The organism is Anaerobacillus alkaliphilus (assembly GCF_004116265.1).
GTDB classification, from domain to species: Bacteria; Bacillota; Bacilli; order Bacillales; family Anaerobacillaceae; genus Anaerobacillus; species Anaerobacillus alkaliphilus.
Map to the genome: position 1 here is coordinate 33,998 of NZ_QOUX01000026.1, position 21,583 is coordinate 55,580.

The following is a 21,583-nucleotide window of genomic DNA, read 5'->3' on the forward strand; positions in this document are numbered from 1 at the left end:
CCGCTATACCCGCACTAAATCTTTTCCAGTAACCTATAAACCATCACTGCTGCTTGGGCTCTGTTTGCTACTAAATTCGGAAAAAACTTCTGGCTTGTCATGCCGGTTACTATTCCTAACTGATTAGCTATTGCAACAGAGTCTCTAGCCCAAGTGGAGACTTCTGAAGCATCATTAAAGTTAATCATTCCCGGAGCTGGGAGAGTAACATTTTTATACTCAAGTGCTCTAACAACCATCGTGGCCATCGCTTCTCTGGTGATAGAGTTATTCGGATTGAACTTCCCTGCATTTCCTGTTATTAACCCAGCTTTTTGGGCTGCTTCAACTTCTAGTGCGTACCAAGCCTTCTCAGGGACGTCACTAAATGTTTGATTATAGTCGGAAATTGGGAGTTCTAATGCCCTCGCTAACAACGCTACAAATTCTGCACGTGTAATCGCTTTTTCCGGAGCAAAGGTATCTTCTGTAACTCCTTTAATAATACCTCTAGTCACCATTGCTTCTACTGTATTTCTCGCCCAATGGTTTTCCATATCTTTAAAAGTTACTTTTTCCGGTCCAGGTCCAAGTAGTGGTGGTGCTGGTCGCGGAACTGGCACTCCCCCTGGCCCTGGTCCTGGGCCCGGTCCTGGTCCTGGCACTGGCCCAGGTGCCGGTGCTGGTGAAGGCCCCGGTGGAATTGGCATTGGTCCCGGTGGCGGTGGCGGAACAGGTATTTGACCTGGATCTGGTACTGGTGGAAGTGGTATCGGTCCTTGGTAATCGCCAACCTTTACAAGCAAAGTCAAGGTATAGCCCCTATACTCCACCAGGATATAAGCAGCACCAGTTTTTTGACCGGTAAGTAAGCCTGTAGGCGTGATAGTAACCACCTGTGCATCAGTAGAGCTGTAGGTTACCTTATCCGTAAAAACAACATCAGGAGTGTACTCATATTCGGCAATAATCGTTAATTGTTTAGTAGAGCCAACATTGGTCAACTCAATACTTGTTGCATCTTCCTCAATTCTTAGTTCTTGAAGAGTGTTGGGTTCTACATCAATGGCTTTTTCTCCGGTCATGCTACCATAGCTTGCTTTTATTGTTGATGTACCAGTCTTCAACGCCATGAGATTGCCAAATGTATCAACTCCAATAACTTGCCTAGAAGAACTTTCAAACTTTACCTCTGATGAAATATCGACGACGTTCCCGTCAGAGAAAATGGCTACAGCTCCTAGTTCGCCAGTTTCCCCACTATAGTAATAAGGGTCTGAGACGATATAAATCTCATTAATTTTGACATCGTCAATTACCTCTACCCTAACATCCCATGTCTGACTTAAATAAGTTAACGTTATCGTTGCTGTTCCTTTTTTTAGACCTGTAACTAATCCTTTTCTATCAACCGTCGCCACACTAGTATCATTCGATGTATACGTGACTTGTTCTGTCACATCTACGAATTTATCCGTATAAACAGCGACTGCCAAGGTTTGGTTGGTGGTTCCTTTTGTTAGTTTATAGCTAGGCTGCTCAATGTATAGCCCCTCAAATTTAGGCTCTGCTAAAACTGTTACAAAAAAAACAGTACTTTCTCCTTTATGTGAGAAGGATATTAACGTTTGACCGGGACTAACCGCTGTTATTAACCCTGTAGGGGTGATAGTCGCAACATTAGAATTGCTAGATCTAAATCTAGATTGCCCCGTTATGTTGATCGCTACATTGTCTTGGTATGCTAAAGATATTTGGTATTGATTTTTTGAACCGACAACGATCTCGCTTGGACCATTAATGATGATTTTAGAGATTTTCGGATCTTTTGTTACTGAAACATGGAACCAGCCTAAGAATTTTCCATTGTGATAAATTGATATATAGGTATAGCCCTGTTTTTTTGCTGTTACAATGCCATTTTCATCAATGGAAGCAATCGTTGGATCATTGACCCTAAATGTTAGATTAGCCTCGTTATTTTGAAGTGGGCCTGTTAAGTAATACCGATGCTTATCTGCAAATATTCCTGTAATAATTACTTGTTCTGTTTCATTTTCGAAAAGATTTATCTCACTATTAAGAACCAAAGTACTGATAAGTGTTTTTTGATTTAGCTCTTCAATAGAAGCTACTTTTGACATACTTTTCTCGTTAGGGTCGTAGATGATGATATTATCCTCGGAGTCTACAACTAGTAAACTTGTTTCAAACGGCAGGTCAACTTTTTTCGTATAAGTACCCTTATCAAAGACAGCTTTTGAGGTATAAACCTCATTCTTATGGACATACGTAATATGTCCTGTAAAATCAGTTCCAGTGTAGCTACCATATAAAGTAGCTAAATTCGATGCACTTCTCCTTTGTGTCCCATTAAAGACATCATTACCATCAACAATGATCCGAGATCCTGCTGATTTTACCGTAGCTTTTTGGGAATAAGTATTCAAGTCAATACTGTATAAGTCCCAGAAGTCCCCCACAAATATCTGATTTCTCGTGTGATCCACTGTTAAATTCGGACTATAATATCTGTTATTCGTTACTAGTTCGATTGATTTCTTGTTAAAGTCATAGACTCTAAGGTATTGCCACTGATCTTGACCACTGTAGAATACTCTATCTTTCGTAACCGCTAACCTGTATGGATCTTGTTCAACAATAATTTCCTCAACGGTTGGGGTTGGGGCTTTTAAATCAAGGATTGCTATTTTCGTAGCACCCCATAAGGTAATATATAACTTGTCATCATAGAGGTTAATACTAGTTGGCCTAGAACCAACAGTGATTTCTTTCATTACTTGAAATGTTTTTACATCAATGAATAGTAAGTTATTATTCGCTCTATTTAGTGCATAGATTACATTTGTTTTTGAATCATAAACCCAATCAACGATATGACTATCAAAAAAGATCTTATTTTGCTCATAACGATATTCACTTTCAGGCAATGATAAATCGATTGTCTGCTTATGAATAGATTTGGTTGAAGTATTAAACATATAAATATACCCAGACTCGTCCAAATGCAATAAGCTTGAAGCGAAAGGCAGCGTAGTAATGTGTTGATAGGTATTTTTATCAAACACGTCACTAATGTTATAACTAGTAGTAATAATAAAGTTATCCGAAACATGGCTAACTTCACCAAGACCAGACTTTTCATCATTATAATAATAGCCGTGGATCGTTTTTAAGTTACTCTTATCCAGTCTCCTTGTAGCAAAATAAATATCTTCGGTGTGAAGATGGATGTTACTTGCAAAACTAAAGCCATACCCATCGCGATAATCTGTTTGGTCTATTTTTTCAAAGGTGTCAAGGGAATAAGCTAACAGATGTGAACCTGAAGAATATGAACTCGCATAAAAAATTCTATTCTCTGAGTCAACTGCAAAATCGGAAGTATAATACCGAATAGGTAGTTCTTTTACAGAATCGTTCGATAAGTCATACTGATAAAAAGAAATAGTACTATTAACGAAGCCTTTGTAATAGAGATGCTTTTCGTCAAACCCTAATCTAGTTGGATTACCAATTACGTTTAAATGACTAATTACGCTTTTTAAATCAAGATCTACAACAGCAATTGTAGTACTTCCCGCTAGCGATACATACAACTGACCATTATGAATAGCTAAATCTATTGGTGAAGAACCAATCGATAACTCCTTTTCGATTGTTAAATCTGTCAATTTAATAAATAAAAGTTTATTTTCATCTCTAGAAATCGCATAAATATAATTTCTCGTTTCATCAACTAACCATTGGGTAATCGCTACCCCGATGTTTTTAATCTCTGAGCTTGTACTTGAGTCTGTATTCTCTGGTGATGCAAGCAAATTGGTTTCTAGTGTCTCATTATGTTCTTCTGGTTGCTCTTCTAGACTCTCAATTAATTCCTCTGTAATTTGATTATTTCGTGGTAATTCCTCAATTAACGTTCCTTTCGTCAAACTTTTGGCAGCTCCAACCTGAGTAAATGGAGTAACACTAAACATAAGTAGCAAAACCATAAAGCTAATGAATACTTTTTTCATTGACCGCACTACACTCAACCATCCCCTCCGGAATATATGACAGAATTTCTATAATTTGTCACCAAAGAGGTAAATTCAACAAGTTAATGCTAAAATCCTGTAGTTACTTGTCTAAAGATAAAATAAATTTGTGAATTCAGAATATAGTATTTAATTCGGGGGGTGACAGCGTATAATGCTTTAAAGGTCAAGTAGATCTTTTCCCCTTAAAGAGGCGGACTTAAATAAGCCTTCGTTTTCCATTTTTTTCAAGACTCAACTATCACAGAATTATATCATAGAATGTCTCTAGAACGTGAAAGGATCTTGCATTTTCATCCTATAGGGATACCACCTAGTTATTTAAGCTTTGTCTTCACGTATTATTCGTATTTATAGGACAAGATCCATAACGCTGTCACGCGAGGTCAATATTGCCTCAGGCACAAAATTCGATGTGATCTGACGTCCTAGGGACACTCTATTTATCAATGTTTCTTACTATATTTACTTACACTTTGGTTGTAATCTATACTGCAAAGTATCTTGTGTAAAAGCGTTTAACATGTTGGGCTTTAAGTTTCTTGGTCAATTCAGCTAGTAAAGTATAATCTGCTTCTTCTGATTGATACATTGTTTGTTTACGAATCATGGCAAAGGCTAAACGGATCATGCGATTTCCTAAGGCTATATACGCTTGTCTTGCATATTTGCCTCTATCTCTCATTTCTTGATATTGTTTCTTCATCTTTGGATTGTGCATGGCAAGTGACTTTCCTATTTGATACACACTATTTCTAAATGTACGCCTTCCTTCTCGAGAGATACAATGATAAGTCGGATTTCGACCGCCAGATTGCACTACAATAGGATTCGTGCCTGCCATTTTAATTAACTGTCCTGCATGGTCAAAATCCGATATATCACCCATTTCGCCATACAATTCCGCACCAGTCACTAGTCCAACTCCTGGTACAGTTAACAAGACAGCACCTTCTGTTTCAATGAATAAACTAGCAATCTTCTGTTCCATTTCATCAATCTGTTGATTTACTAGTTCCAGCCGATCTAGCTTATGAACAAGTAAAAAGTGATCAATTTCTAACTCTTCCTTTGGTCTTGAGATGGAATTACTTGCGAATTCTAAAAGTAATTGTATAGAAGAATCGCGTATCTTAAGGTTTTCTTTAATCGATATCTCTCTTAATCCATCAACACCTAGGTTAATGATATCGCTAGGGTGTATAAAATGACGCATCAAATAGCGGCCAGCCTTCCCAAAAAGTTTCTCAAAGGGTTGAACATGAACTCGTTTACCATCTCTCCATATACTCATTCCTTGAAATTCTCGAAATATATGATCAATATGAACTCTTATTTCGTTTTGGAGAGCTGTCTTTTCCTGGACGATTGTGCGTCGAGCTCTTGTGAGCTTTTGAAGCTCATGCACAGATCCTGAAGGTAGTTCACTACTTGTTCCACGACCGTTTATCACTGATTGTGTAATAGCTAATAGATCAAGGTTGTCAGTTTTAGAGCGGTTTAATAGTGCTTTTCTCTCTTCAGATGTAGTAGCTGCGTTTATTATTCGAACATAGTAACTATTCCCTTGCCAATGACGAACTAGGTCCTCATAATAGTGTCCCGTCGTTTCAATACCAATAACTATGGACTGTTTCCCAGTCTCTTGACTTACCTTTTCAATTTGACTGATGAGTTGATTATGACCAGTTAAAGAAGCATCAAACTCGAAGGGTTTCTTTAGGATCTCCCCATAAAAAGTACAAATCATAGCTTTATGCGTATATTTAGCAGCATCTACCGCTACTATTAAAATATTTTCCAAGCCAGCTGTTTGAAGAAACTTAGCCCATCGACTTCCCTTTTTTCCTTGAATATGGTTCAATAATGTGTATACCATCGTTTCATCTCCTTGTGGTGAGGGGTTTTGGAAGTTCTGTGATAGGTCCTTCCATTGTACATGAAAACGATGGTATTTTTTATTTAGCCCAACTATTTATTATACTAGGCACTTTTGTATATCGTCCAAAGATTTTTCGGGGCGTCACAGGGACAACCCGAACTGACCAGGTGGACATTTATATTACGTAGTTGGTTGAAATCAAAAGCAGCCCAGTAGAAGGTGAATTTTCTACTGGGCTGCTTCTAGAATTCGACAAATTCCGGGTGGTGACAGGCACCTTACTTGTCTAGCAATCTCTTCAATGTGACAACACTTTGTGCTCTTGTGGCAATTTGTTTTGCACCGTAGCTGTCACTAGCGGTCCCGTTCATTAGCTTTAACTTTAGGGTAACTGACACGCTGTCTTTTGCCCATGGGGCGATTTGGTTTTGATCTTTAAACTTATCTAGCTCACTTAGATCAGGTGTTACATCTGTGCCTTGACTTTCTAGGGCCCTTACTAAAAGGACCGCCATTTCTTCTCTTGAAATCGTTTTGTCTGGTTTGAATGTTCCATCATTGTACCCGCCAACTAAACCAATGTTTTTTGCCGTGTTAACCGTATGATAATACCATTTACCTGGTTTTACATCAGTAAATTCGGCAATAGTTGTCGATGGGATTTCAATTTTTAAAGTCCGTAGTAGAAATGCTGTAAATTCAGCCCGTGTAACGGTATCTTGCGGTGAGAAGGCAAACTTTGATTTCCCTCCTACTATGCCTAGCTTTTGCATCTCTAGTATTTCTCGTTCTGCCCAATGCCCTTCAATATCGTAAAATCTCGGCTGTGACGCTAAATTCATGTTGTGCTTTTGAATTTTAATTCCGGACATTCCAGTCGTGACAAAATAAACATTATTGTTTCTATCAGTTCCAACAGCTGAAGCAACATCACCATCTCGTAAATTTGTAAAGAATGGGTAGTTTGCAACTTTTTCAAAGGTGTTCCGGTGATAAATCGCTGTTCTAGAAAATACGTAATTGTCCTTCACATGAATAGGAGTGTAATCTGGAAACACTCCAACTACTGTTCCTAGGTCGTCTTTGGATATCTTACTTGAAGAGTAGAAAAGGTCATCATCACTCAAAATCAATGGTTGACTATACCCAGTAGAGAGATAGCTTCCACCTAAGTAACTTTTATCAGACAGGTCAATTGCTCCGAATTCACTAGAGCTATCTCTAGTGAGCGAAACATAAAGAACTTGGTTTAATCGATCTAGTTCCAAGGCAATTCTACCTCGAAAAGGGTGAAACCGGCCTAGGTGAATTTCTTCCCTAGTTTTCGTTTTAATATCATACTCATAAACTGAATTAGGGTGCACATTAGAGCCACCTGGCTGAGAGTAATAGATTTTGTTTTTATCAACAGCAAGCCCTTGCGTTAGGTACTCACTATCAATTTGAGTTAAGACCTTCGTTTTTACATCAATATACCCTAGTCCAACACCTGTAAAATATAGTTTGTTTTGGAACAAGACGATATCCTCGACAGGTACCTCGTAAATTCTTTCTATAGATAAATCATTCATTCTCACAAATAGAATTCTCTGCTTATGGAATTGATATTCAGTCTCTGCCCCACTTGAAGCCACATAAATATAGCCATTTGCGTCATCGACAATTATTTGGTTTGTATCGTACGGAAATTTCTTCACTAGACTGCTAGTTGCATTAGTCGTGGTTGGAAAGATTGAGAATAATAATATAAGAGCAATTATAAGAACCGCCGGTTTTTTCATTTATTTCTTCCTTTCAGGTTAATAACCTCCAAATTATACAACGCTGAAAGCAGAAAAACTGCAAAATGATGCAGATTCCTATTTGCCAATTTATACATGTGAAACAAGATTTATCGGGGGGTGACCACAGTGACAAATTAAAATAGAAAAAAAGTACCAACCTAGACCACAAAGAGCCGGGTTGGTACTTTAAAGTAGCCTATGAAACAATTATGTGAAACAAGATTTATCGGGTGGTGACAGGCACCTCCACTGCTGCTTCAATATCACCGTATGCCCAGTGTGTACGCGGTACGTCAATAAATGTTGGTTTATCAACATCAGCTAATGGGTTACGGTCAAACATGCGGTTAAGTACTTTCACAGCTTCGGCACGACTTAAACTTCCATTTGGTCGGAATGTACCGTCTTGATACCCGTGAATAATTCCTGCTTGTTTGTTTGCTGCAATTTCTTTTACCGCCCAATGTCCTTTAATGTCTGGGAAGGCTAATTGTGCCTTTACTTCATCAAGCAATGCTAATTTCTTATATCGAGCCACGATTGTCGCCATTTCTGCTCGAGTGATGACCTTATTAGGTTTAAATTCTCCCTTACTATCTCCCTTCATCAAGCCGTACTTTTTGACAAAATCAATCGCACTAGCTGCCCAATGTGTTACCTGAACATCAGAGAATGGCTGAGCTTCTACTTTTTGCAAATGATCATATCCTAGATTTCGAGCGATCATCACTGCAACTTCTGCTCTTGTAACCTTCTGATCTGGCTTGAAAGTACCATCCTCATAGCCTTTAATATATGCTTCACGGAATTTACCTGCGAAGCCTTCCGAGTGAAGGATTGTAAATGTACCATATTCGTTCACACTAAATTCCAACCCAGGGTGTCCATCCTTGTATTCTACGATCCTACCTTTGACTAAACGTTTTTCACCATCACTATGCTCGATAAATACGACAAGCTCTGTTAAAAATTTGGCGCGTTCAACCACATCTACCGGTAATTGAACATCACGTAATGGTAAAACAAGTGTAACCGCTCCACTTTGCATATTGGTTTCAACCGAAATTGGCCTCGATACTACATTTACGTCACTATTTTTAGCCACTTGCTTGACAGCTTGCTCTACTTTTAAACGATTTTCAACTTCCTTACGCTCTTTCTCTCCCTTAATTGGAAGTAGACGGAAAAACAACTCTTCTTTCGCAAAACGATCCATGAATTGTTGCGTAATAGTAAATCGAATATTTTCCGTGAAAACTTCCAAATCAATATTCGCATCTCCCAGTTGTTTGGTAGCCGCTTTAGGGATCGTAATATCAACTTGAGAGACTTCGTCTTTATCGTCTGGAATGATAATCCGTGCTATATTTTTGCCTAGTTGTAAAATTTTCTTAACTACTTCTTTCATTTGTTCCGTTGTTAAAATCACTTCATCCTTTACTTTTCGATCTGGACCCGTGATACGATTGATTGGGATTTGTTTAACCATCGTTCCGGCACTGATGTTTCCAGTCTCAATTGATCCGGAAATAACTTCTCGCGTTGGTTGACTAGGTGTCCAAACCACATTCCACTTCGCATACAACGTCACATTTCCTGTTGGGACTGTGTCGGTACTAAAATCCCATTCATTCGTAAACTCATCTTCTTTATACCAGCCGACAAAGGTGTAACCTACTCTAGTTGGTTCCTTTGGTGCCGTTATCTTTGTTCCATAGTTTGCTTGGATTGGCTCTACGTCACTTCCACCCTTGCTATCAAAAAATACAGTATATTCATTAATCCCATATTGGGCAGTGACCGTTAAGTCTCCTGTCACCTGAGTGAAATCCTTATCCCAGCCTGTAAACGTATAGCCTTCTCGGGTTGGATCTGCTGGCGCAGTCGCTCCTTGGTTATGAGCTACCGTTTCGGTTTTGAGTTCACTTCCGTCATGGTCTTTGAAAATTACCTTGTAGGTCACTGGTTCCCACTTCGCATAGACCACCGTATCCATGGTAATTGGTGTTGAAAAATCAAAGACCTCATCAAGTAAACTATTAGTATACCAACCACTAAAAATATAATTCTCTTTTACAGGTGGTATAGATGGTTCAGTTGCAGTTTCACCATGATATATTTTTTGTGAAGGAATAGCACTGCCACCATCAACTTCAAACGTTACATGATAGAAATGAATGATAGTAATGGTTGCCGTATCAGATGTTGCACTAAATGCTGTAGTCAGACCGTTTACTGTAGTATCGGCTATACCGCCAGCCGTGCCGGATGTTTGGTCCCATGCTCGGTAGCTAAACCTAGGGAGCGTTTCATTTGCCCCACTTGGAACAAATCGTATAAAATCTGTGTCCCTAAGCAACATTGAGTGGGCGCCACTTACTAGCCCAACTTTTTCCCATGTTGTACCACCATCTATTGAATACTCCCATGTACCATTCCCTGAAGCAGAAGTGATTGCAATACCTTTCAAAGCTCCTGGATCTTCATCTGTGATTGATTCCCCAATGATAGATGCGATTGTTTGTCCCGCATTATCTATGTCATCAACGCGAATCGAATGTAGAGTTGGGCCAAAAGGAGTTAGAACTGGTGCCGTGTTAAGAGTAATAATCTGCATGGTTACAGATACAGTAGCCTGCTGAGCTCCTCCTGAACCTGTATTTCCTAGATCGTTAATATTGATTGTTAGAATTACATCGGATACATCATTTTCCGCAGTTACGTACATAAGTTGCGATGAAGCAATGTATGAGTTTAAATCCGCGATCGATCCTAGTAATTTTATTTGAGTGCTATTAGAGCCACTTACTGTTACTCCACTTCCTGTATTACCAAAAAATTTCCCTCGAGCTACACCAAAAGTTACTTCAACAGCATTTGCACCAGCATCTATATCTGCAAAAGAAAACTCTGTTAATGGATTAATAATATCCTCCGTAATAATAAGTGTAGATGGAGACTGTATTGTCGGTGCATCATTCACAGCTGTAACCTGTATTTTTACAGTTGTATGAGCTTGCTGAGCCCCTCCTGAACCTGTATTCCCTAGATCGTTAATAGAAATCGTTAGGGTGACATCAGCTACATCATTTTCCGCAGTTACATACATTAATTGCGAAGAAGCGATATAAGCATTTATATCAGCGATCGTTCCTAGTAATGTTAGTTGAGTGCTATTAGAGCCAGTTACTGTTACTCCACTTCCCGTATTAGCCGAGAGTTTTCCTCGAGCTACACTGAAGCTTACTTCAACAGAAGCTCCACCTGCATCTCTGTCTGCAAAAGTAATCCCTGTTAACGGCGTACTAACATCCTCCGTAACAACGAGCGTCGGTGGAGACAGTATTGTTGGTGGATGGTTAATATTTTCAATAGAGATCGTAAAAATATGGTCCGCAGTAAATAATTCACCATCACTCACTTTAAACTCAAATTGATCGGCGAATTCGTTACCATTATGTTCATAAAAAATAATCTCATGATTGATATCTTCCTGTGTAAAAGTTCCACCAACTTGGATTACTGTCTCACCACGCTTCAACGTTCCTTGTGAAGGAATACTATTCAACGTATAAATAATTTGATTAGGATTCGATGCGTCATCATTACTTTCTAAATAATCCCGTGTCAGCTTGCTACTCTTAAATTTGTCTACAACTAACGTTTCATTCGTAGCAATCACTGGGGGGGTGTTTACTCCCCATTCAATTGTTTTAGTTCTTGCTTCACTTAGATTATTTTCCTCATCTTTCACAACAAAGAAAATCGTTCGCTCTGATTTATTAGGAAATGTTGAAGAGTTAACATAAGTAACTGATCGTAATAACTCCTGATAGGTTTCTAAACTAGCTGCACCTGTTATTGTTAATTCCCGAGTGCTAGCGTTGTATACTGCCGCCATACCTTTAGAAGCTAATAAACTAGCACCTGTTGCGGTTATACCTAAACTTTCGCTCACTCCATCAGGAGCGTTAGATAACGTGATAGATGCCGCAATTAAATGATCAGAATCTGCATCCGATAATTCAACCCCTGAATCAATGATTGTACTATTTTTACCAAAAGCTAAAATCGTGTTTCCAGGACTAGGTGTAATAACAGGTGGTTTTCCTCGCGTGACAATGATCGTATATGTCTTCGTGCTTTGATTTTGAGCTGTAACAACGATTTCAATGGTACTAGACCCATGACTTAATGGTACACTTGTTGCTGTACCACTCGTTACTGCACTTCCTTTAATTTCGATCGTTGCCGTAGGATCTGCCACAGTCGCTGTAACATCAACACTGCTTATATCCTTCGCTACGTTAACCGCATACTCAGTAATTGTTGGATCAAAATCTGGTGTTAAGTTCCCATCACTTATGGTTAAGTTACTTAAGTCCGCATTACTTGACCCTGCTCGCGTGACTGTAATTTTGTATAGTTTCGTTATTGTTCCGTCTTGTGATGTAACCTCTATGGTAATTTCATTCTCTCCTACATCTAAACGAATTGCTTGTGAGGAATTTCCGTTCACAACAGTTTGACCATTTACACTTACACTTGCATTAGCTACTGTTAATGTCGGTGTAACTGAGATCGTTTCTATATCATTTCCTACATTCACTTCATAATCTGTCGTATCGGATTGAAAGATTGGATCTAATAAGCCATGACTTAAAGACAAGTTTTGTAAGGTTGCATCTTTTGCTGGATTATATAAAATTCCATAAGCTTCAAATTCTACAATGGATGCCCATAAATTGTTATTTTGATTACCTTGATCTATCGTTAACCGTAAATAGCGTGCATTAAATTTTGGAATGAATTTATCAACTCGTCCAGCCGTATTGTTCGTTACGACATCAACATTTGTCCAGGTGTTTCCATCCTTACTACTTTGTAACCGAAACGCTCGTGGATTACGATCTGATGGAAACCCTATATGTCCCATTCCAACAACTACGTATCGATCAATCGTATAAAAGTCACCTAGATCAACCTGTAACCATGCGTTTGCAGTAGAAGTATACCATCGGCTTGCGTTAGTACTGGAACCATCAACCGCATTAGTTGCTCTAAATGGCAATGTTTCGCCACTAGCAGTAACTGTTTTTGATCGCACTACGTTTTCTTGTTGTTGTGCTTGATTTTCTTGATTATTTACAAATAAAAGCATGAGTAAAAAAATTAGTACCAATGAAATCATTTTTTTATTAGTTACATACCTAGTCAAACTCCTACCTCCTATCTAGTAAAATTTCATATAAATTGGTTAATTCCGGGACGGGTAAATTCCTTGTAAATTGATATAATACTCCATCCCCGGCACTGGAGATAACCCGCGCAAATCTGGTAAGGCAAAGGTCGATTTTCCATCACCGCCATAATTTATCCCGATTAAACTAAATAGAGCTGTATTTTGAGCAAGGGGTAAAAGCTGCCCTTCACACCTAACCCAACCTTGTGGTGCATAATTAAAGGCAAATAATTGAACTGTTCCTATATAAGATTCTGAACTAGCTGCAAGGACAGGTTCGTGCTGTGTCTTTGTTAACAAATAGCCAGCTAAAATACTGAATGCTAGAACAATAACTACTAATAACCGTTTCATTTTATTCATTTTCTTTCCTCCCTAGTTTTAATTGCGAATTGGAAACATCCCAGGATCTACTTTTATATAGTAGTACATCGATGGTAATGGCGAGGCTAGCGGTGTATATTCATTCCCCATATTCGGTAAGCGAAATGTTTGAACCCCATCCCCCCCGAATTTCGTACCAATTAGATTAAATAATATTGGATATTGATCGATACGAAGCAGCTGTCCTTCACACCTAATCCAACCAATTGGTTCAAAATTAAACGCAAATAATTGAACGCTTCCTATGTATGACTCATTTCCTGCGGCATGTGCAGGTGTTATGCTGTCATATTTAGCTAGTAGATGACCCGCAAGAATTCCGAATACGATCACTGAAGCAAAAAGTAAACTAGTAATCTTTTTCACATTTTTCCTCTCCTTAAAATTAGTGTTTTTTCACAGAAGCTCTACTTGTTACGTTTTCACCCCCTTCTCGCACTAAAAAAAGGCAACACAAATCTTCGGTCATTCTACCTGCTGAAGATGTGTCACCTGGTGTCATTGCCTGGTCCCAATCATGGATAAACTGGTCCCGTTCACTAGTAATACCATTTAAGTAATTAAGTAATTCTAGTTAATTGAACCAGTTTTTAACTTTATTGGCTTATAGTTCGACGGGGCTGATCCTTTTTCCTCTTAATGAAGCTAACTAAAAGAGTACGTGGGAAAATTAAAAGCAGCCCAGTAGAAAATGAAATCTCTACTGGACCACTTCGACAAATTTCGGGTGGTGACAGGCACCACTATCCTACTGCTTTCAAAAACTTTGTTAGCAATGCCGCTGTTTCAGCGCGGTTATTTACGGCTTTTCCACCAAAGCTTTCATTAGATCTACCTGTCATAACTCCCGCTTGAAGTAAGTATTCGACGTCAACTCTTGCCCAACTTGATATATTGTTAGCATCTTTGTAGAGCGAGAGTTGCTTTGTAGTATCTAACTTGGCTTGATCATACTGAACATAGCGTAACGCACGAGCAAACATGGCTGCTGCTTCTTCACGAGTAATCTCATCATGTGGACGGAACTGTCCATTAGATCCTCTAATAATACCTGTTTCAACTGCAGGCATTATATCTTTTACAAACCACTCTGTACCCTTCACATCTGAGAATTGACCATTATAGATAGTATCAGAAGTTAAGCCTAAGCTTCTTGTGATAAGAAGTGCTACTTGAACGCGTGTTGTTGCGTTTCTTGGCTTAAATTGACCATCCTCAAAGCCTCTAAAAATATACTTTGAAGCTAGAGTCTCAATCGTTTCCTTTGCCCAATAATCAGCTGTAATGTCTGGGAAGGTTACTGTATTCTCTACAATCGTGTATTTGCTATTCGTTTTACTTTTGAATATCGCTCGGTTGCCATCAAAAACTGTAGGCACAGGACGTATTGAACCATCATCCATTAATTGAACAGCTGTTGATGTTTTGGCATTAAAGACTTTCTCACCAACGATTTCCCTTTCAACGAACGCATTAAAGCCTTTTAGCTCCACCTCTCGTTCACTAGTTGAAGCATAAACTTTAAATTCAACAATCTTTGCCACAACTTTTAATTTACCTTTTGCAACTGCACCTGAAGTATCTGTTGTTTCAATCATAACAATTGATATGACAAGATCTTCAGCATTCCCTCCCAATTGTTGCGCAAGTTTATCTACATTGATTTCCTTGACCGGCAAACGATACGCGACATCCTTCGTATTTACTTCTATTTGTGCATTTGAATTCTTAGAACTTACCAACTTCACCGCTTGAGCAGGAAGGCGAACATCTACTCCTTCTTTCGTAGATGAATCTAATTCAATCGTCACCTTATCTACTCTTTCACTCTGGTTAATCCATTGAGTAAACTTTTCATTATTAACCTTAACAACCGCTACGTTCTTGCCATTTCTTTTCTCAACAATGATGTCATAGACACTCTTTGGCAGCTTTGATCCAAGATCGACATGAACCGGCGGAACGGGATTAGAAATTGGTGGAGTACTACCGTCTCCGCTCCCTGGGTTAGGATCAGCATCCCCTGGAGGTGTTCCTTCACCCGGGTTTGGTTCTTCGTCCACAGGTGGTGCGCCTTCACCCGGGTCCCCATAACCCCCTTCAAACTCCGTACTAGGGTCTACTTGAACATTTACGTTGTCAAGGTTGATATGACCCCAACCACCAGTTGCCTGATCAACTACTTTAATGTATAGCTCCTCACCAACGTATTCTGAAGCATCCCAGTATACTCTACGGTATTGTTCAGAATTATGGCCGGTTGCTTTCATTAGGTATTCATCGTTTGAGGCTCTTACTAATGCAACATAAAGCTGATCAGGTATATTGCCTCCTGCGATTAGGAAGTCAATATTACCATTTCCACCTAAGATGAAGTTTTGTGACTTCATGACTCCTGTTGCACCATCGCCGCCTCGATCAGGATGGAATCCCCAATAGTGATAATGGCTTGGATCGACAGAAGTGTGAGCTTGATTAAATGGACCACCCCAACCCCAATCATATTGCCCCGTAATGTGCGCGTCAGTAAACGCATTTCCTTCTACAACAACCCAGCCTGATAAATCTCCTGTTTGGAAATCATGGTTAGGCAATGTTTTATAACTTGGCACTGCTTCCTCTGTCGGCCAATGGGCTGGAACAGTTGGACCATATGCTGATTGTAATTCCCATACTTCCATTGACTTAATTGTTACTTGGCCTTCTTTACTCCAGAGTTCTAAGCCTAGTGCGTCAAAACGTGTAGGATACACTCTAGAAGTTATGCTCCTGAAGTTATTGGCGTAAGCTTCTACCATTGAGCGATCTAAATAAATATGAAGTCTTAGATTTTCTCCATCAAGCTCCATGACATCGCCATGTACACCTTTTCGGACGTCTGGATCTAAGCTAGATTTATTACGATCAATCATATACGTTGAGTTTTCATAGTTGTAATAGATGAGTGTTTCTTCTTCACCTTGTGCACTCTTACGAACTTTAATTCCAAACTCACTTGCATCTTGATTTTCTACCACAAGGATGATTTCTAGTAAATCTCCTTGAACTGTTGACAATAATTCGTTTGCCTCTAAGACACTTTTATTCTCAAAAGATACGAGCTGTTGGTTACGTAGACTTTGTAATTCTTTTATTGGTTCAATACCTAGTTCACCGTTATGACGTAGTGTCAGACTTAGAGGTAAACCGGCATTATGTGCCCAACCCGCATCGTAATGAGCTTGTTCTGATCTTCTGTCTTGGGCGATACTAAATAGGATTGAACGCCCATCATGGTTAACAAACCCACTTGGTCCTGTAAAATGCTCCCCAAAATCAAAGATTTTTGGTTCAGTATGATCAGGTGTAAATGTTAGCGTTTCTTTATCCCAAGTACCAATCCAATGCCAGACATATTTCACATTGTGTGGACTATAGCTGCCATACCAAGGATTGATTAGGAAAACATGTTTACCAGTATCATTTCCATCATTGTCTTTTAAAGGTAAAAATACAGGCAGCTCCCAAACTTGGCCAGTCTCAGGATAGTTGCGATAATCTCCTACAAAAAACGGCTTTTGATATGTCCAATTTACCAAGTCAGTTGATGTATAAAGTAAAGCAGTACCACCAACAGATTGATCTCCATTTCTAATACCTGAACCAACTAGTTGGTACCAAGTATCACCATCTTTCCAAACGTATGGATCTCTGAATTGTCCATACCAAACTTGACCTTGTTCAGCAGGAAGATTCGGTGCTTGAACAGTCACTGGTTGGTCATGCATCTCCCAATTCGGTAGGTTTACATCCCCATCTACAGCAAACGTACTTCTCGCAAGTCCTGTCATTTGATTCGGGAATTTACTATCATCGCCAGCTGTAAATAATAATACAGGTAGACCATTTTCATCAAATGTAGCATCGCCTGACCAAACACCATCTGGCGTCACAGAGTTTCCTTCTGGAGCAAGAGCTACAGGCATATCTTCCCAATGTATCATATCGTCACTAACTGCATGCCCCCAATGAATGTGATTCCAATAAGGACCTTGCGGGTTGTGTTGATAAAAAATATGATACTTACCTTCAAAGTAGAAAGGTGCGTGTGGTTCATTCATCCAATGCTCCGGTGAAATAAAATGGTACTGTGGACGATGACGATCTCCGTCATAACGACTACGGTCCATCTCTAAATTCGGTACTGGATGCTCACCATTTTCAAATGAACTAGCATAACTTGTATAAATCTCAATTACTTTTTCCGAACTAAAGGTACCATTATGAATTTTCAACTCATCAACCAAACCATTGAACATATTCGCTGTAAATGTTCCGTTAATAACAGCTGCTTGATTATGTTTACCAATTAATAATGGTTCTGTTGAAGGTGCAATGTTTGCTTGAATTGGTGTTCTTGTTTCTCCAACTAGTTCACCATTTAAATACAGCTTCATCACACTATTTTGTTTATCAAAGGTGGCAACGATGTGTGACCATTTAAATTTTTCCAATGGTTTTGCTTCATCTGCCCACACTTCCACCCACTCTCCATTTATACCAGCTTGGAAAGACCAGCTTCCATGTCGGTGCATCCCTAGTAAAAATCCTTCATTTTTACTCATATTGTGTTGATTTACAATGACAGACATTTTCCCTTCATTACCCCATTCGTAGGCTCTAGGTGCAACCCATGCCTCGATTGTCAGTGCATCTGTCACTTTTGCAAAATCGTTAGCGTCTCTTTGGATAAAAGTAGAATATCCATCAAATAAAAGAGCATTTCCAGAAACTCCCTCACGCCAAAGTGGATCTGTCGATGGCTTATCAATTGCTTGATTAAATACATAATGAACGTTGTCTTCAACGTTATTCACTTGATCTAGGGCTAGATTTCCTTCTGCTTCATCAAATGACCAATGAGCAATTTTACCATGAGTAAGTACACGGAAATCATCGACGTTAATATGAGACCACCCACCTGACTCATCATTATCAACAATTAATAGGTAGAGTTCCTCGCCAATATATTCTGAAGCATCCCAAACTACACGATGATAATTTTCCGAGTCATCGAACCACTCATTCGTTTGCCTCATTAACTCTGTATCGTCAGAAGCACTCATTAAGGCAACGTATTGGGTTTCAATGTTATTTCCTCCACCAATTAAAAAGCTGATTTCTCCAGTACCAGCCAATACAAAGTGGCTAGACTTAATCTTTGCAGTTTTATGGTCTTTCCCCCATAGATGATAATTGCCTTCTTTGTTAATTGGCTCAGGGTGCCAATAATGTACCTCAGAAGTTACATCACTGTCATCATACGTACCATCGAGAACTGTCCATCCCGTTAAATTACCTGTTTCAAAACCAGGGTTTAAAATCTCGTTTGGTATGACATCTTCACTTGAATTGTAGACTTGGAAATCATCAACGTTAATATGACCGAAGCCGCCTGAATGATGGTCAACAATCTTAATAAACATCGGTTCACCAATATGCTCTGAGGCATTCCACGAAACTCGTCGATATTGCTCTGTGTTTCTACCTGTTGTTCTAAACAACTCTTTCCCATCAGTTGCTCTAATTAGTGAAACATAAAGATTGTTTAAGTCTTGGCCACCGCCAACTAGAAAATTAATAGAACCATTACCATCTAATTTAAATACACTTGACTTCATAATTCCTGTACGTAAATCAGAACGATCATCTCGTTTTGCTCCAGCGAAGCCCCAAGCATGATACGTTCCTTCATGATTGAACGGGCCTCCCCAGAAGTTTGCCTGGTTAGAGACAACACCTTGAAATGCACTTCCATACGTTACCCAACCAGTAGTATCCCCTGTTTCAAAATTTGGGTTTTCAATGGTTGTAGGTAGTGCATCTACATTCATTTGGCTTGGATAATGCCCGAAGCTCCGCTTAAACTCATTTTGATACCCAGGAGTAAATTCAGCTTTATTTAACTGGTAAACTTCTAGATTCTTGAGCTTGATAACACCTGTGTCTCCAAATAGTTCAATATCTTTACTGTTTGGATCCGGAAAAATTTGTTCTGTAAACACTAACTCTCCGTCGTTTACAAAAACTTCTACTGATGAACGATCTACGAAGATATGATATTTTAGTGTTTCTATAGATCCGTCAAATGAAGCAGAATGCTTCGCTGCAAAATCTTCGTGAAAATTAACAACACCAGATTTTTTTCGGTCGACATACACAGAACTACCATCAAAACCGATCGTCGTATATTGTTCACCTTGTTTTCTTACTTTAAAACCAAATTCGTTTGCAGTTGTTTCGTTTAAATCAAATTCTGCAATAATTTCAAGTGTATCACCTTGAATCGTTGAAAGAAGTGTACTGACACTTTCAACCGTTTCGTTCTCCCAGCTATATTTTTCCCCACGTAATGAAGTTAGTTCGGTAACAGGTGCTTGCCTAAGTGCAAATCCACTATCCGTTTTTACTAGTTTTAACTCACGTGGTAGAGTCATTGCACTTCTCCATGGACTTGTAGGTGTATTACCAGCATAACGTGGTGGACTCATCCAACCAATTAAAATGGGACGATCGTTTGGTGTATTACTCCATGTAACACCAGCATAAATATCTGCTCCATGATCTAACCAAGTAATTTCATTTTGATCCGCGACAAACTGCTGACCATCAAACTCACCTACAAAGTAACCCATACCCTGGCCGCCTGTTGGGCCATTAGCAACACTTGTAATTAAGACCCACTTGCTAGAGTCAGGATTTCCATCTCCAGTAGTATCAACTGGCATATAGAGAAGATCCGAACATTCCCATATTCCGAGGTCAATCCCTGTAGGGTTGGTAAACCTGCTTACCTTATTCCAATCTTTTAGATTTGTTGATGTGTAAAAATCGACTTGTTTCCCTGAAGCAATGACGAACACCCATTGGTTTGTATCATCATGCCAAAAGACTTTTGGATCTCTGAAAACTCCGTCGCCACCATTGCCGAGCTTCAACTCATTAGGCATTTGGATCACAGGATTGCCTTCATATTTCTCCCATGTTCTTCCTTTGTCGTTACTATAGGCTAACCCAACTGTTTGGTTGTCATTACCCAGTTCGTAAGAAAAGATAGCGACAAGAGGCGTCTGACCGGCTATCCCAAAGCCACTTGTATTGTCTTTATCGACAACAGCACTCCCTGACCAAATAAAGCCATTTTCATCTGGATAAAGTGCAATTGGCATGTGTTCCCAATTGACTAAATCCCTACTTATTGCGTGCCCCCAATACATCGGACCCCACACTTTATCAGTAGGATTATGTTGATAGAATAGGTGATATTCACCATCAAGATAAACCATTCCATTTGGATCATTCATCCAATTTTTTTCTGGACTAAAATGAAATTGTGGTCGGTATGCCTCATCATAATAAGATGCATCTGGACTGCCACCACCAATTGGCTCTCCAATAACAGGAGGTTCTTCTTCTGTTGGAGGCGCATATAAACTAGTAGCTAAAATTCCTTCTGTAGGAACCGCTTCGTGATAAGTAAAGAAAGCATCAGCAAAAATTACACCCCAGTCATTGACTGCTTGATCTACAATTTCAAGGTAAAGATCAGTACCTACGTGAACTGATAAGTCAGCTCGGTACTGCACCATGTTTGCTAAATTCATGCCTTGGTCAATATGAGGGAAATGACAATCACAAAACTCCGTATTCCCATATTGTGCTACGAGTTCATTTGTGCTGGCATTATAAACATTTACATGAACCAGGTCTGTGTTCTTACCGCCACCTAGCCTAAACGTGATCCAACCTGTTCCACCTAAAGTAAATGTCGATGAACGTAAAATACCGGTTTTATCTTCACCAGTTTTCCAGCCACTTAAGAAGTATTCACCTTCTTTATTGAAGGGAATTTCCTCTGCCCACCAAGTGGTTTCGTTTGAAATACTTTCATCTCCGAATGCTTCGCCCTCAATAACTGTCCATCCTGTCAAATCACCCGTTTCAAAACTAGGATTAATAATCTCAAAAGCTACCGAATGATTTTCTTCGTTTGCAAGAGCTAATGCTGGAAAGAATGTTTGCACAACCAAGAGGAGTGCAAGTAACACAAACATTCCTTTGTTTAATGGTTTCTTCCATGATTTTTTTACTTTCCATGTAACCACATGTCTTCCTCCTTTTAGAAAGCGCTGCCATTTTATTTTAAAAAATATAATGTTTAACTTAAGGTAATCGATTGCGTAAACGATTACCTTAAGTTGTAAAAGAAAAG

The 21,583-nt window shown here is 39.2% G+C and carries 7 protein-coding genes; all 7 read right to left on the minus strand.

Translation table 11 applies throughout. The annotated features are described in order from the left end of the window. Positions 1 to 14: 14 nt before the first annotated feature. On the minus strand, positions 15 to 4,028 hold the full coding sequence (locus DS745_RS07230) for an S-layer homology domain-containing protein (RefSeq protein ID WP_241657756.1): 4,014 nt from the start codon (positions 4,026 to 4,028) through the stop codon (positions 15 to 17). Between the two features lie 499 nt (positions 4,029 to 4,527). Beyond that, positions 4,528 to 5,919 carry an IS110 family RNA-guided transposase gene (locus tag DS745_RS07235; protein WP_129077605.1) on the minus strand — a complete coding sequence of 464 codons (1,392 nt, stop codon included), beginning with the start codon at positions 5,917 to 5,919 and terminating at the stop codon, positions 4,528 to 4,530. 281 nt (positions 5,920 to 6,200) lie between these two features. Next, positions 6,201 to 7,703, minus strand: a complete 1,503-nt coding sequence (locus tag DS745_RS07240) for an S-layer homology domain-containing protein (RefSeq protein ID WP_129077606.1) — start codon at positions 7,701 to 7,703, stop codon at positions 6,201 to 6,203. A 226-nt stretch (positions 7,704 to 7,929) separates the two neighbouring features. After that, on the minus strand, positions 7,930 to 12,924 hold the full coding sequence (locus DS745_RS07245) for an InlB B-repeat-containing protein (RefSeq protein WP_129077607.1): 4,995 nt from the start codon (positions 12,922 to 12,924) through the stop codon (positions 7,930 to 7,932). Positions 12,925 to 12,963: 39 nt separating this feature from the next. Beyond that, positions 12,964 to 13,311 carry a phage tail protein gene (locus DS745_RS07250; RefSeq protein WP_241657751.1) on the minus strand — a complete coding sequence of 116 codons (348 nt, stop codon included), beginning with the start codon at positions 13,309 to 13,311 and terminating at the stop codon, positions 12,964 to 12,966. An 18-nt stretch (positions 13,312 to 13,329) separates the two neighbouring features. Continuing rightward, on the minus strand, positions 13,330 to 13,698 hold the full coding sequence (locus tag DS745_RS07255; protein WP_206662923.1) for a phage tail protein: 369 nt from the start codon (positions 13,696 to 13,698) through the stop codon (positions 13,330 to 13,332). Positions 13,699 to 14,075: 377 nt separating this feature from the next. Further along, positions 14,076 to 21,476, minus strand: coding sequence for a GH32 C-terminal domain-containing protein (locus DS745_RS07260; protein WP_129077608.1), 7,401 nt, complete (start codon positions 21,474 to 21,476; stop codon positions 14,076 to 14,078). Positions 21,477 to 21,583 lie beyond the last annotated feature (107 nt).